Annotated in this window: 12 protein-coding genes and 8 tRNA genes; 14 read left to right on the top strand and 6 right to left on the bottom strand. The window is 41.2% G+C overall.

Going from position 1 to position 14,541, the window contains the following annotated elements; genetic code table 11:
• The first annotated feature begins 134 nt into the window (after positions 1-134).
• The 9 genes from NH454_RS04715 (at position 135) to NH454_RS04755 (ending at position 2,391) form a co-directional block, all read left to right on the top strand.
• Positions 135-210 (top strand) — tRNA-Lys (locus NH454_RS04715).
• A 62-nt stretch (positions 211-272) separates the two neighbouring features.
• Positions 273-348, top strand: a tRNA-Lys gene (locus tag NH454_RS04720).
• A gap of 47 nt (positions 349-395) precedes the next feature.
• A tRNA-Lys gene (locus NH454_RS04725) sits at positions 396-471 on the top strand.
• A 56-nt stretch (positions 472-527) separates the two neighbouring features.
• Positions 528-603, top strand: a tRNA-Lys gene (locus tag NH454_RS04730).
• A 49-nt stretch (positions 604-652) separates the two neighbouring features.
• A tRNA-Lys gene (locus tag NH454_RS04735) sits at positions 653-728 on the top strand.
• 51 nt (positions 729-779) lie between these two features.
• Positions 780-855: transfer RNA gene (locus tag NH454_RS04740), tRNA-Lys, on the top strand.
• A 54-nt stretch (positions 856-909) separates the two neighbouring features.
• Positions 910-985 (top strand) — tRNA-Lys (locus NH454_RS04745).
• A 129-nt stretch (positions 986-1,114) separates the two neighbouring features.
• Positions 1,115-2,155, top strand: a complete 1,041-nt coding sequence (nadA, locus tag NH454_RS04750; RefSeq protein WP_135925056.1) for a quinolinate synthase NadA — start codon at positions 1,115-1,117, stop codon at positions 2,153-2,155.
• 148 nt (positions 2,156-2,303) lie between these two features.
• A tRNA-Ser gene (locus NH454_RS04755) sits at positions 2,304-2,391 on the top strand.
• A gap of 64 nt (positions 2,392-2,455) precedes the next feature.
• Here the strand turns inward: NH454_RS04755 and NH454_RS04760 are convergent.
• The 4 genes from NH454_RS04760 to NH454_RS04775 all read right to left on the bottom strand — a co-directional run bounded on the left by NH454_RS04760 (position 2,456) and on the right by NH454_RS04775 (position 6,240).
• Complete coding sequence (locus NH454_RS04760) at positions 2,456-4,180, bottom strand: GspE/PulE family protein (RefSeq protein WP_253038356.1); 1,725 nt, start codon at positions 4,178-4,180, stop codon at positions 2,456-2,458.
• Positions 4,181-4,182: 2 nt separating this feature from the next.
• Positions 4,183-4,605, bottom strand: a complete 423-nt coding sequence (locus NH454_RS04765; protein ID WP_253038357.1) for a hypothetical protein — start codon at positions 4,603-4,605, stop codon at positions 4,183-4,185.
• Between the two features lie 18 nt (positions 4,606-4,623).
• The gene (locus NH454_RS22320) at positions 4,624-5,478 is read right to left on the bottom strand and encodes a prepilin-type N-terminal cleavage/methylation domain-containing protein (protein WP_290442519.1); all 855 of its coding nucleotides are present in this window, start codon (positions 5,476-5,478) and stop codon (positions 4,624-4,626) included.
• Between the two features lie 237 nt (positions 5,479-5,715).
• Entirely contained in the window at positions 5,716-6,240 is a 525-nt protein-coding gene (locus NH454_RS04775) for a carboxymuconolactone decarboxylase family protein (protein WP_253038358.1), read from the bottom strand.
• 229 nt (positions 6,241-6,469) lie between these two features.
• On the opposite strand from NH454_RS04775, the gene NH454_RS04780 reads away from it, so the two are divergent.
• Positions 6,470-7,354 carry an AraC family transcriptional regulator gene (locus NH454_RS04780; protein ID WP_135925043.1) on the top strand — a complete coding sequence of 295 codons (885 nt, stop codon included), beginning with the start codon at positions 6,470-6,472 and terminating at the stop codon, positions 7,352-7,354.
• Positions 7,355-7,381: 27 nt separating this feature from the next.
• Here NH454_RS04780 and NH454_RS04785 read toward each other — a convergent pair whose 3' ends face one another.
• Together NH454_RS04785 and NH454_RS04790 are read right to left on the bottom strand one after the other, a co-directional pair.
• The gene (locus NH454_RS04785) at positions 7,382-7,780 is read right to left on the bottom strand and encodes a DUF2750 domain-containing protein (RefSeq protein ID WP_135925041.1); all 399 of its coding nucleotides are present in this window, start codon (positions 7,778-7,780) and stop codon (positions 7,382-7,384) included.
• Positions 7,781-7,865: 85 nt separating this feature from the next.
• Positions 7,866-8,447: a TetR/AcrR family transcriptional regulator gene (locus tag NH454_RS04790; protein ID WP_135925039.1), complete on the bottom strand. Its 582-nt coding sequence runs from the start codon at positions 8,445-8,447 to the stop codon at positions 7,866-7,868.
• Positions 8,448-8,568: 121 nt separating this feature from the next.
• Between NH454_RS04790 and NH454_RS04795 the strand changes: the two genes are divergently transcribed.
• The 4 genes from NH454_RS04795 to NH454_RS04810 all read left to right on the top strand — a co-directional run bounded on the left by NH454_RS04795 (position 8,569) and on the right by NH454_RS04810 (position 14,423).
• Positions 8,569-9,612, top strand: a complete 1,044-nt coding sequence (locus NH454_RS04795) for an alkene reductase (protein ID WP_138557142.1) — start codon at positions 8,569-8,571, stop codon at positions 9,610-9,612.
• Positions 9,613-9,823: 211 nt separating this feature from the next.
• The gene (locus NH454_RS04800) at positions 9,824-12,181 is read left to right on the top strand and encodes a TonB-dependent receptor (RefSeq protein WP_253038360.1); all 2,358 of its coding nucleotides are present in this window, start codon (positions 9,824-9,826) and stop codon (positions 12,179-12,181) included.
• 56 nt (positions 12,182-12,237) lie between these two features.
• Entirely contained in the window at positions 12,238-13,365 is a 1,128-nt protein-coding gene (locus tag NH454_RS04805) for an alkaline phosphatase family protein (protein ID WP_253038362.1), read from the top strand.
• A 41-nt stretch (positions 13,366-13,406) separates the two neighbouring features.
• Positions 13,407-14,423, top strand: a complete 1,017-nt coding sequence (locus NH454_RS04810; protein WP_253038454.1) for an alkaline phosphatase D family protein — start codon at positions 13,407-13,409, stop codon at positions 14,421-14,423.
• Positions 14,424-14,541 lie beyond the last annotated feature (118 nt).

Here is a 14,541-nt window from a genome sequence, read left to right on the forward strand (position 1 = left end):
CATTAGCTCAGTTGGTAGAGCAGTGGACTTTTAATCCATTGGTCGATGGTTCAAGTCCATCATGACCCACCATTCTATTAGAATGGTAATCTTTAATCGACGGATTTACGTATAGCTTTTATAAGCATCAGAGCGGGTCATTAGCTCAGTTGGTAGAGCAGTGGACTTTTAATCCATTGGTCGATGGTTCAAGTCCATCATGACCCACCATTCTATTAGAATGGTAATCTTTAATCGACGGATTTACGTATAGCTTTTATAAGCAGCAGAGCGGGTCATTAGCTCAGTTGGTAGAGCAGTGGACTTTTAATCCATTGGTCGATGGTTCAAGTCCATCATGACCCACCATTCTTTGAATGGTCACATCGGCGGATTTACGCACTTAATACCAGAGCGGGTCATTAGCTCAGTTGGTAGAGCAGTGGACTTTTAATCCATTGGTCGATGGTTCAAGTCCATCATGACCCACCATTTTATGGTATTATTCAAATCGGCGGATTTACGCAGCTTTAATTAAGCGACAGAGCGGGTCATTAGCTCAGTTGGTAGAGCAGTGGACTTTTAATCCATTGGTCGATGGTTCAAGTCCATCATGACCCACCATTCTTCGAATGGTCTTATATCGGCGGATTTACGCACTAAATACCAGAGCGGGTCATTAGCTCAGTTGGTAGAGCAGTGGACTTTTAATCCATTGGTCGATGGTTCAAGTCCATCATGACCCACCATTTTAAATGGTATTTTACATCGGCGGATTTACGTATCTAAATATCCAGAGCGGGTCATTAGCTCAGTTGGTAGAGCAGTGGACTTTTAATCCATTGGTCGATGGTTCAAGTCCATCATGACCCACCATTTCTAAAAATGGTATCTCACATCGGCGGATTTACGCATCTAAATATTCAGAGCGGGTCATTAGCTCAGTTGGTAGAGCAGTGGACTTTTAATCCATTGGTCGATGGTTCAAGTCCATCATGACCCACCATCTCTTACTTACCTTTTCTATCTAAGTTATCCTTTATTTATCTTAACAGCGCACAGCAATACTGTTCTTTAGCTTAAGATTCTCGTATAATTCGCGCCATGAATGCACTGTGGACTAAGTGGTCGAGAAATGAGTCTAGCTGAACAAATTATGCCTGAAGATTATATCTTCCCTCCAAAGCCAGCTCCGTTATCTAAAGACGAGCAAGCCGAGTACAAGGCACGTATCAAACAATTATTGAAAGATAAGAACGCCGTTCTTGTTGCCCATTATTACACTGATCCTGAAATTCAAGCGCTTGCTGAAGAAACAGGTGGTTGTGTTGCTGACTCGCTAGAAATGGCGCGTTTTGGCGCTAAGCACGACGCAGATGTAATTGTGGTTGCGGGTGTTCGCTTCATGGGCGAAACAGCAAAAATCCTTACGCCAAATAAAACAGTTGTTATGCCAACACTTGCTGCAACCTGTTCATTAGACGTAGGTTGCCCAATCGAAGAGTTCTCTGCGTTTTGTGATCAGCATCCAGATCGCAAAGTAGTAGTGTATGCAAATACATCAACTGCAGTTAAGGCGCGTGCTGATTGGATAGTGACTTCTTCATGTGCCCTAGAGATCGTAGAGCACTTAGATGAGCAAGGCGAAAAAATCATTTGGGGTCCTGACAAACACTTAGGTTCTTATATTCAAAAGAACACAGGTGCTGACATGATCATGTGGAATGGCGCCTGTATCGTTCATGACGAGTTTAAAACCAAAGCACTTAAGGATATGAAAGCCTTACACCCAGATGCGGCTGTATTGGTTCACCCAGAGTCACCTGCGGAGATTGTAGCCTTAGCAGATGCAGTTGGTTCAACAAGCCAACTTATCAAAGCAGCGCAAACCATGGACAACAAAAAGTTCATCGTCGCGACTGACCGTGGCATTTTCTACAAAATGCAGCAGTTATGCCCAGAGAAAGAATTCTTTGAAGCACCAACAGCAGGTGAAGGCGCAACGTGTAAAAGCTGTGCACATTGCCCGTGGATGGCAATGAATGGCTTAAAAGCGATTGAAGAAGCACTGACAGACCCAGAAGGTAAAGAAGTGTTTGTTGATATGGACTTACGCGAAGGCGCATTAAAGTCGCTTAACCGTATGTTAGAGTTCTCAGCAACGCTTCAGCGTTAACAACGAATTGACTATATACAAAAGGCAAGGTGTCTACCTTGCCTTTTTTGTTTGATTACTAATCACTTAACTACACTATTTTAAAAAGCCCTTGCGTCTGTAGGGTTGTTTTCATACTATAACGCCGCGCTAAACTCTAAGCGCCTTAGGTGACGTGTCCGAGTGGCTGAAGGAGCACGCCTGGAAAGTGTGTATACGGCAACGTATCGAGAGTTCGAATCTCTCCGTCACCGCCATTTCTTTATCTACCAAGCTTACTTTAATTATTCTCAAATGGTTTAAAGGCGTATTTTAGCTAGTCTAATTATCCAAGCTGTTAATTCTTTCACACTCTTTCCAAAAAGACTGTCCTAATACTCTGTTTATTTCTTCTGCTGAAGTGAGGCCTTTTGATAATGCTTCTAAGGCCACTTTATATAAAGACCTCGCACCGCTTTGAGCTGCAACCTCTCTTAACGTACTGGTACTCTCTCCAGCTCTAATTGCATCGGCTAGTTGATAGTCTATAGTGATTATTTCGAACAGAGGAATGCGTCCTTTGTAACCAGTGTGATCGCACTCATCGCAACCTGATGGCGACATAATATTTATATCAGGAAAGATGCTTTTAAAGCGTTTGCCATGGGTATCTGTGGCCAATGGGCCACTTAGATTACAACTAGGGCATAGTTTTCTAATTAAGCGCTGTGCTGCAACACCTTTTAAAGAGTCGGCAATAATAGGCCGTGACACACCTAAGCCTATTAATCTTGAAATAGTCGTAATTGCATCACTAGTATGTAAGGTGGTCATTACAAAATGCCCGGTGATTGCAGCGCGAAAGGTCATTTCTGCGGTTTCTTCATCGCGAACTTCACCCATCAATATTACATCAGGGTCTTGTCTTAAAATACTTCTGAGGGCGCTGGAGAAGGTAAGGTTCTGTTGAGGATTAATATTAACTTGGGCAATACCTTCAATTTCATATTCTATAGGGTCTTCAACTGTAACAAGGCACTTTTCGGGTGAGTTTAATTCTTTTAAGGCAGCATAAAGTGTACTTGTTTTTCCTGACCCGGTAGGGCCTGTTATCACAAAGATACCTTCGCTACTTTGCAGTAAGTTTTTAAATGTGTCGAGCTCTTGCTGTTGTAAACCAATATCATCTAACTTGTTTACAACAGATTTGATTAGCAGGCGGATGACTACTTTTTCTCCCCCTTTAACAGGTAATGTCGATACCCGTAGGTCAACATCTTGGCCTTTAAGCTCTAAACTCACACTACCATCTTGTGGGACCATTTTTTTTGCTAAATTAAGGCCAGCTAATGCTTTTATTCTTTGTATTATTGGGATAAAAACTTGTGCAGGTAATTCTGATATGACCCTTAACATGCCATCTACTCTGTAACGAACGATGCCGCCATTATTAAAGGGTTCTATATGGATATCACTGGCTTTAAATATAAATGCCTCTAACAGCATTTCAGATACAATTTTAACGATGGCTGAGTTTGAAGAGTCGGGCTCATTTCGTTTGGTTCGTGTTTTAAGTTGGGTTGTTTTTATAATAATGTCATTTTCAGATAGCATTTGCTCCTGATAAAACATTTCTGTCCATTTTGCTATGAGCTCGGGTGATGCCAATACTGACTTAACATGCAGGGTCGTTAAAAATTCAACCATTGCTTCCATATCAGTATCAAATGGGTGGGGTGAAGCAACTGTTAATAAGTCATCAGTAAAGTCCACAGGAAAAATGCCATACTCTCTGGCTACTTTAAGAGAAACATAATGAAGCAATTCTTCCGGCACATTGGTAGGAGGTTTTGCAACCTCTAACTGGTAACTCTTTGCAATCATTTCAGTTAATATTTTGCTGTCGACTTGCAAAATTGCCTCTGCACTTTTCCATGCTGAAATCGCAGATTCACCGTTATACATTTCTTCAATATTAATATTGCTGTTAGTTGATTTTTCAATGCAAAATCGTTTTAGCCAATTAAAAGTGGCATTACTTCTGTGTACCTCATGTTTATCAGCCATACTCATTCCATATATATTTTGTCGTCTTTGGCATCAAACGTAATTGTTGAATTACCATGTGGAATGGTTAGGCGAAAATGTTCGTTGGTAATTTTTTCATAAGTTACATCCATAACAGATGCAATAGGGCTTGGTAAATCATCTGGCAGTTCTCCGTAAGTTGTGCGGTAATGTTCAACATCTTCTGCAATCATTAATAATGCTACTGAGCTGCCCGTTTGATAATCTCTGTCATAATTTACAGGGTGAGTTTCATGACCGATAACTAGTGCTTTTGCTAACAAAAACCCAAAAGCAATATATGTTGCATAAGGAAGCCAGCTCGGTAAAACAATAAAAGATCGATTTTTATTTCGTTGAGTATTTTGCGTTTCATCCATCGCTTGCGCGATACTTTCTTGCCATCGTTTATTGGTTGAAATCATTTTTATCTTCCTAGTTACTTATTCGTGATGGCCGTGCTGCTGACCTTCATGTTGTTCAGGGTGTTTTACCCAGCCCGGAGGCCAATTCAAGTTAGAACCAGCATTGCTTCGACTGCCCGATTCTGAATCACCATTGGTACTAGTTTCTGTACTTGTACTCGTTTGGCTACCCGTGTTGCTATCACCACTACTTCTATCTGGAGGTGGGGTGTTACCTGTGTTACTTGCATCAGGAAGTTGGGGGTTACCATTATTACTTGCTTCAGGTTGCTTGCTAGTCCCAGCATTAGCTAACTTAGGTGGTTGATTGATTTTGGGAAGGTTTGAATTTGCAGCTAAAGGTTCTTTATTTGTTTGGTGTGTCTCATAAGGTGTTGCTAACGCAATAATCATAATATTAGGAGTCACGAAAGAGTGTTTTAACTCAGTTATGTGATCTAAGGCATTAAGTACATTTAAACCGTTTTGACTATTTGCTTTTAAAAATAAAACAGGAAAAGCCTCATGACCGGTAAAATTAAAAAACCCAGAATGATTAACTAATTGAGCTGAAAATCCAATATCAAACTCTTCATAAAACTGACTGGCAAGTCCTGGTAAATAGCTTGGGGCTTGACCAAAACTTGAACTTGAAAGCTCATTTGGCTTTGCCAGTGCATCTGGTGAAGTTGCTATAACATCCTGATATGCAAGCCCTATAGAATGGATTCTATATAACAAGGTAGCTGCTTTAGATTCATTTACATAGCTTTGATAATTAGGTAGGGCGATTAAGGATAAGATCCCTATAATTGATATAGCCACCATAAGCTCTACCAATGTGAACCCATTACTTTTAAAAAAGTTGAGCTTTCCCAAAATCGTTGATTTCATTAATACAATTCACTATTTAAGTTATATCTTCTTAAATATAGACAAAATCATAGGTTTTTCATCTTAGTTTAATTTATATTTTTCGTAACTTAAGGATGGTTAATTAAGTAAATTCAATGTTCTACAGTATAGTTGTTTGAAGGTTTTTCAGAGTTACTTTGCCAAACGATATGAGGAAACAAAAAGTTGTTACATGAATTAAAGTCAATGAGGAAAATTGCGCTTTGGCAGGTTTTATTAACCTACCATAGCAAAGTGCTTTTCGAGATAACATTTAGCGCGCATGGCTATGTGGCTACTGACCTTTCTGGCAAGTTCTATTACTAATAATTCAAGTTGTTCACGGCTATAGCCAAGTATTACACAGCGCTTTAGTTGCTCACTAACTAAGCTGCTGGCATCGTCTAACGCAAATAATGCACCTAAAGAGGCAAGCTCAAACACGTTGTTGTTTTGCTGCTTTTTGTCAAAAGGCAGCTGACCCAATGTCAGTGCGGTTTTTAGTTGCTGCTCTGTGCGTTTGATAAGCAGCGAATTTGAACCTTGAATATCATCAAGCGAGTTTAAAATATCTAGCGCCAACAATGCTTTTGGCACCCCAGAATACACACTAATATGCGGTAAAATATCACACAACTCTTGCATTGATACGCCATCATTCAATGCGTGCTGACATGCTCGTTTTAACAAAGGCTTGTCATGAACGGTTACCAAAGCAGCGATCGCGACAAACACAAATAGATCCGTGTTATTTGGGGTCATAATTTCTCTTTTGATTTTAGGTATTGAATATATTGAAGTTTTGTAGCAGTGGCTGATTACATAGAGTATGTAATCGAAAAATTGAAAATACATTATGGTCGATGATGGCGGTTTCTGCTTGCCATAAATGATGTAATTTTTGCCTAAAGCAACGAACTGTTACCTTAAATGGTCCTAACCTCAAATTACGGTGATACACTTAATGGAGTATTTATTAGAGGTAATCTAAATGCGTCAGGCATTATTAGAAGCAGTGAAAGCGATAGCGGTTGCAGATGGTAGTTTTGAAACAGCTATTCCAGAGTTATTGGTGTTCAGACGAAGCGAAGTTTCATTGCCGATGGCCTGCGTGTATGAATTAGGACTGGGCATTAGCTTGCAAGGCGCAAAGCGAGTGGTACTAGGTGAGCATAGTTATGATTACACTGACGGCCAATCACTCGTGACCTCAGTCGATGTGCCTGTTGCCTCACATATTACTCGTGCTAGTAAAGAGCAGCCATTTTACGGCTTATATCTACGCTTAGATGCTCATGAAATAAGCCATATTGTTGCTGAAATGGAGTTTGCAGGGCAAGATAAGTTCCCTAAACATCAAGCTATGTCGGTGGTTGATACTGATAACGGCTTACTTGATGCTTTGCTTAGGCTAATTCAACTCGACAATGAGCCACATTTAAAAGCTAATCTTGCGCCACTAATTAAAAAAGAAATCATATTGCGTTTGTTAAATAGTCCGCATAGCCCTTATTTAAGACAGATTGTGATGTCTGGCTCTGCCCATCAAAAAATCGCCAAAACCTTATGTTGGTTAAAAGAAAACTTTACTAGTCAATTTTCAATCGATGATTTGGCTCGTGATGCACACATGAGCCCGTCAACATTCAGGCTGCATTTTCGTGATGTAGTAAAAATGAGCCCATTGCAGTATGTAAAAAACTTACGGCTACAAGCGGCAAGACAACTAATGCTCAATGAGCGAATAGATGTAGGCTCTGCAGCTTTAAAAGTGGGTTATGAAAGCCCATCCCAGTTTAGCCGCGAGTACACTCGCTTTTTTGGTAAGCCACCGATAAAAGATATTTCAGCACTGCGCTTACAACAAATAGCATAAAAAAGGGAGCGCATGGCTCCCTTGTATTTAAAATCGTTTTTTCGGCACTCTCAGTTGTGAGTCAAACTCGTCGGGGAATAAAATGGTGCCGTCGTCTTGATCTGTTGGGAACACCGCAATCAGTAAGTCATCTTGTTCAAGGCCGGGTGTCCAGCGACTTAACCAATCTTTTACTGGAATCGCTTTGGGCTCGCAATCTTGCCATTCACCGGTTGCCCAGCTTTGTGCAAACTCGCGGCTAGGCCATACAGGAACACAGTCGTCGTCTTCGTTAGAGAGCATGACACAGCCATGTTCATCATTGAGGATCCACACTTGTTTAAACTCTTGAACCGTTTCAAACATATAAGCGAGTCGTTTCTTTGCGCCTAAGGCGAGTACAGCATCAAACTCAGTTTCAACACGTTTAGCAGTTGCATTATTCATGACAGGCTCACTCTTTTAGTTATACACAGCTACACCTTAATCATAAGGTGATAAATAAATATGACAAGTAAAGTTAATAGCTAAATTAATTTACTAATGCAGCGAATAGATCGTCAGCAAGTTGTTGCAGAGATTTTGGATCTTGATTTGTTAGTGCATAGGTACGAATACCGTATATACCCATTACTAAAAAGCGCGCCAACTGTTGAGCTGGCTTACTACTTTTAAATTCGTTGTTATCAAGGGCTTTTTGAATTTGTTCGGCGAGGGCATTCTCGTAGGCATTAAGGTTACCACGCAACACACTACAAATTTGTGGATCATTGCCTTCAACCTCAGAAATACTCTTTGTAAGCAAGCATACCTTGGCAACTTCACCTTCAATACATTCATCAACAATCACAGTTAAGTAATGTTTGAGGGTCGATAAAATTGATTGTTGGTCATTAAAAAGGGCAGTAAATTGTTGGTTTCTGTCTTTTTGATACTGCTCAGTAGCGGCTAAAAATAAGCCTTTTTTGTTGCCATAAGCCGCGTAAATAGAGCCCGGATGAAGATGAGTCACTTCTTTTAATTTTTGCATACTGGTCTTCGCATAGCCATGTTGCATAAAGGCATGCATGGCTTGGCGTAGTACAAATTCAGTATCAAATTCAGCAGTTCTCATTAAGGCTCCTCACGATTTATAAACGAAGTTTACGTAATCTTGAACGAATATTCAAAATAAACCTTGAAGTTAGTATGTTTCGCCCTTATCTTGAATGTATGTTCAAGATAAGGATAAAACCATGACAACCGATTTACTTTCTCCATTTAAACTAAACGACAGTATTGAGCTGCAAAACCGTGTACTAATGGCCCCACTTACACGCTGTATGAGCGACGATAACCTCGTTCCAACCCAAGCGATGGTTGATTATTATGCGCGCCGTGCCGATGCCGGTTTAATTATTAGCGAAGCAACGATTATTCGCCCAGATGCTCAAGGTTACCCAAATACACCGGGTCTATTTACCAGTGAACAAATTCAAGGTTGGAAGAAAGTGACCGATGCTGTGCACGCGAAAGGCGGCAAAATGTTTGCTCAGCTTTGGCACGTAGGTCGTGTTGCTCATCCTCACTTTTTTGGTGGTGATGTACTGGCACCATCAGCAATTGGTGTAGAGGGTTCGGTACCAAGAATGCGCGAGTTAACTTACGTGACACCAAAAGCTGCAACCATCGAAGACATCCAAGGTTTAATTGCTGACTACGCAAAAGCGGCTGAAAATGCAATTGAAGCGGGTTTTGACGGCGTTGAAATTCATGGTGCGAATGGTTACTTGATTGATCAATTCTTACACTTTGCTGCCAATCAACGTGAAGACCAATACGGTCAAACACCAGAAAACATGTCACGTTTTGCTCTTGAAGTTGTTGATGCTGTAGTGGCAGCCATTGGTGCAGATAAAACAGCATTACGCTTATCGCCAGGTGCGTATTTTAATATGACTGAAAGCGACGGTGATAAAGCAGTATTTGATTATCTATTACCAGCACTTGAAACACGTAACCTTGCGTACCTACATGTTGGTATCTTTGATGACAGCATGCGCTTTGCAAGTTTAGGTAATAAGTCGGCGTCTGAATATATGCGTGGTGCTTATAAAGGTACCTTGGTAGGGGTAGGTAGCTATAGCTTTGAAACAGCAAATCAAGCTATCGATAACAACCAATTTGATTTAATTGCGATTGGTCGCCCATTCATTGCGAACCCAGATTACATCAGTAAAGTTAAAAATGGTGAAGCGTTAACACCATATAGCGAAGAAATGCTGGCTGAGTTGATTTAAGCAAATCTAATAATATTGTCCAACCAACAAGCGCCCAGTTAATTTGACTGGGCGTTTTTCTAATACTTTCTTATTTATTAAACAGTTGAGTCTTAAATCTGCCATGAAAATGCATTAATTGTTTAACTGTTGTGTCAAAAATTTTGACCCTAAATGTCATACACGCTCTGCATACTGTGCCCGCTTTTATATACGTAACCTTGGAAAAACAATGAGCACAGTAACTAAAAAAACAAAACTAAGCCTTGTAATCGCAACGCTTTTAGCAACATCGGCAAATGCAAACACCAATAACGAAATTGAAGAAATTACCGTTGTTGCAAAGCCAACCAGTTATGCAAATAACGTCATTGAACCTGCCATGCTTGAGCAACAAAGTTCAGTATCAAGTGTGTTAGCCGTGATTGATAACTTACCGGGTATTAGCATCAACGAAGGTGATGCATTTGGTGGTGACGATTGGTCAACCACCATTACTATGCGTGGCTTTAGTATCGATGGTAATCAACAGCAATTAGGTATGACGATTGATGGTATTCCTAATGGCGGTTCTAACTATGGTGGCGGCGCAAAAGCAAACCGTTATCTTGACAGCGAAAACTTAGCAACGGTTGAAGTAGGGCAAGGTACGTCTGATATTGCCTCTGCATCACTCGAAGCGCTAGGCGGTACATTTAATTTTGTGAGTGCACAACCGAGTACTGAGCAAAGCACCACGTTTGCTTATACAACGGGCGATCACAATGCTAGCCGTTACTTTGTTAAGCACGAAACCGGCACTGTGTTTGATAACACGCAAGCCTATATTAGCTATTCGCAAACAGACACTAGCCGCTGGATTGGCGATGGCAGCAATGGTGGTAAAGACAACCAGCATATCGAAGCTAAGTTTGTATCAGACTTTAGCGACCTAACCGTAACGGGTCGTGTTTCGTATGATGATGTTCACGAAATTAACTATAACAGCATCAGCATTAGTGAGTTTGAACAAAACCCTGATTGGGATCGTTTAACTTGGAATTGGACTGGCGTGCCGCATTTTGATCAAATGTTTGCTGAGGGCTGGGGTACATTGCGTGAAAATACCCTTGCGTATGTAAAGTTTGATTACGCATTAGGTGCCACTTCAAACTTAAGCTTGTCGCCTTACTACCATAAAAACTCGGGTCGTGGTGATTGGATCCCGCCTTATTTAACGTCACCAGTTGATGGCGATGGTAACCCAACAACAATTGGTGGTGAAAACGCAGGCAGCTATGGCTTTACAGATAGCGACGGTAATCCACTTGCACCTGCTGCAGGTTGTACGGCAAGTTTAGAGTGGCCATGGTCATCTGGCCCCGGCTTAAACCCAGCCTGTTACCCAGATGATGCCATTCCGGTTATGTCGTATCGTCATACTCACTACAAAAAAGACCGCTTAGGTATGACCGGTGAGTACCAAGTAACGCTTGGCAATCATGATATTGAAGCCGGCTTTTGGTTTGAACAAACAGACCGCGATGAATCACGTGACTGGCATAAAGTTATTGATGCCCGTGTCTATCATCATTTTGACCAAACACCTTATTGGACACAGTACAAGAACACGTTTGAAACAGATACATTCAAATGGTACGTGCAAGACTCAATCAGTTTAGGCGATTTCACACTTAATTTAGGTGCTAAACAGTATCTTGTTGAACTGCAGCGTTATAACCATTTTGAAGATGAATATTCAGATAAAATCGACAGTGATTCAGACGTACTATTCAGCGGCGGTGTGTTGTATCAGCTATCTGCAAGCACAGAGTTATTTACCAGTTACAGCGAAAACTTTGCGGCAATTAAAGATGGCGTACTTGAACGCGATTCATCAACACTGACCGAAATTGAACCTGAAACAGCTGAAAACATCGACCTAGGTGTGCGTTACAGTGATGACCGTTTACGTTTAACGGCAACGGCTTACAGCATCGAATTTGATAACCGTATTACCTTTATTGCCCCGGGCAGTGATACCGATGGTATTGACTACACGATTGGCACGAACGGTTCTTACATCAACGTAGGCGGTATTGAGTCAACAGGTGTGGAGCTTTCTGCAAGCTATATGCTGACTGACAAATGGAACCTTTACACATCGTATACCTACAATAACTCTGAGTATCAATCGAACGATCCAAGTGCATATAACGGCGATGGTGAGTTACATGATGAAGCATCTGCAAGCTTTAAAGCGGGTGATGAAGTGATTGACTCAGCACAAGATTTATTTGTGGTATCAGCAGATTATTACAGTGGTGATTTCCGCTTTGGTTTATCGGCTAAATACACCGGTGAGCGTTTAGGTGCATGGACTGATGAACAAACCCGTACACGTAACAAGGTTGATGGCTACACCTTGGTTGATTTAAACATTGGTTATAACACGAGCCTTGATTCGGGTGTGTTTAAATCACTTGACCTTGCATTTGTGGTTAATAACCTGTTTGATAAATCATATCTTGCGGGTGGTACAGGTAATGGTTCAACCTACTTTATTGGTGCACCACGTACCGCAGCTTTAACACTTACTGCGCAGTTCTAATTAATAAGCGACGTTTTAAACAGCCCATCTTTGATGGGCTTTTTAGCAGGTGATATATGAAAAAAATAATTTTAGCGACGGCAGTGGTCGCAGCATCTTTTTTAAGCCTAAACAGTAAAGCTGCCGACAATGTTGTGCTCGTTACTCTTGATGGACTTCGCTGGCAAGAAGTGTTCTCTGGTGCAGATAAAAACTTAATTGATAACACTGATTTTGTTGCAGATACAGATGAGCTAAAGGCGCTTTTTTGGCGAGATGACCAAGCACAGCGTACACAAGCGTTAATGCCATTTTTTAGCGAAACACTGGCAAAGCAGGGCGTTTTGATTGGTGATAGAACTCAAGGTTCATTTATGTCGGTAAGAAACCCGTGGTATTTCTCATACCCAGGTTACAGTGAAATATTAACCGGCATTGTAGATGAAAATATCGATAGCAACGATAAAGTGCCTAACCACAATAAAACAATTTTAGAGAGTTTAAATTCTCAACCCGAGTTTAAAGGTAAAACCGCGCTTTTTGGTAGCTGGGATGTGTTTCCTTATATTGTAAATCGCGAACGAAGTGGAGTTTTTGTTAATGCTGGCTTTGAATCTTTTGATGCGGTGAAATCAGCCGAAGTGACTCTGCTAAACCAAATGCAAAGCGAAATTCCAAGCCCTTGGCACAATGTTCGCCTCGACAGCTTTACCTACCGATTTGCCAAACAATATTTATTAAATAAACAGCCGCGTTTGCTGGTTATTAGCTTGGGTGAAACCGATGACTTTGCTCATAACGGTAAATATGATGCCTACTTAAAATCGGCTAAACAAAGTGATGCGTTTATTCGTGACCTTTGGCAAACAATTCAACAAACACCGGGCTATAAAGACAATACCACATTGATCATTACCACCGATCATGGCCGTGGCAGCCATGCTGATGATTGGCAGCATCATAGTTCGAAGCGTGCTCTGGCACGTTCAGAGCAAGCTATTAAGCACTTTCCAAATGGTATTGTTGGCTCTGAACACATTTGGCTAGCAGCCATCGGCCCAGATATAAAAGCAACAGGCTTAATAAAGCCCAAAAATGAGCTTAAACAAGCACAAGTAGCGGCAACTGTGCTGAGCATTTTAGGTGTAAATAGTCAGCAAGTTAATCCGAAAATGGCGGCGCCGATTAAGGAGATTTTAAAATGAGTGTAACGCTTAGTTTTTTTAGAAGCACCTTATCTGGGTTAATGCTGGTTAGTTGTGCGAGTGCGATTGCTGCGCCAAGTAAAATTTTGTTTGGCTCATGTGGTCATCAAGATAAAGCTATTCCAATTTTTGATGCCATCAACAAAGAGCAAGCGGATTTATTTATGTTCCTTGGCGATAACATTTATGGTGATACCGAAGATATGTCGGTACTTGCCGATAAATATCAACGCTTAGGACAAAAGCCGGGCTTTAAAACATTACGTGCGAATACCCCGATAATAGCCATGTGGGATGACCATGATTATGGCGAAAATGACGCTGGCAGTGAATACCCCAAAAAACAGCAGTCACGAAAAATCATGCTCGATTTTTGGCAAGAGCCTGCGGATTCTGCTCGCAGGACTCGTGAAGATGGTATTTACACTTCGTACACTTACGGTGAAGGTGAACAAACAGTAAAGGTGATCATGCCTGATCTGCGTTTTAATCGCGCACCGTTGAATCACGTATCGGCGATGACCTATCAGCTTGAACGAAAACCTGCAAAACAAGGGCCTTATAGCCCAACAACCGATAAAAACGCCTCTATGCTTGGTGAAAGACAATGGCAATGGCTCGAGCAAGAGCTTAAGTCAGACGAAAAGATAAAAATCATTGCCTCAAGCTTACAGCTATTGGCTGATTTTACAGGCTGGGAGTCATGGGCAAATTATCCGGCTGATCGTGAGCGTTTATTTGCGCTTATTAAAAAGCATAAAGTAAATGGTGTGATTATTGTCAGTGGCGATACCCACTGGGGGGAGTTGTCTAAGTATCAACAAAACCTAGATTACCCACTTTATGAGATGACCAGCTCTGGACTAACAGAAAAGTGGAAAGATGTTAGCCCCAATAAACACCGTGTTGGTGATTACACTCATGAGGTTAACTACGGCGATTTAACAATCGATTGGCAAAAAGCAGATCCTACCATTCGTATTGCGCTTAAAGGTATCAAGGGTGATGAGATAATGCACACCGAGTTTGCGTTATCGACGATAAGTCCATACCAGTAAATATTGCCTGTAGCGCATACCCGTAATACGTACCCGCAGCTCATGGCAAACATGGAATTAAGCCTTGTTTGCGGGTATTTCTCTCTATCCCATCTAATTAAAATATCTTACACTGTGT

The organism is Pseudoalteromonas sp. Ps84H-4, from assembly GCF_024124645.1.
Classification (GTDB): Bacteria; Pseudomonadota; Gammaproteobacteria; order Enterobacterales; family Alteromonadaceae; genus Pseudoalteromonas; species Pseudoalteromonas lipolytica_C.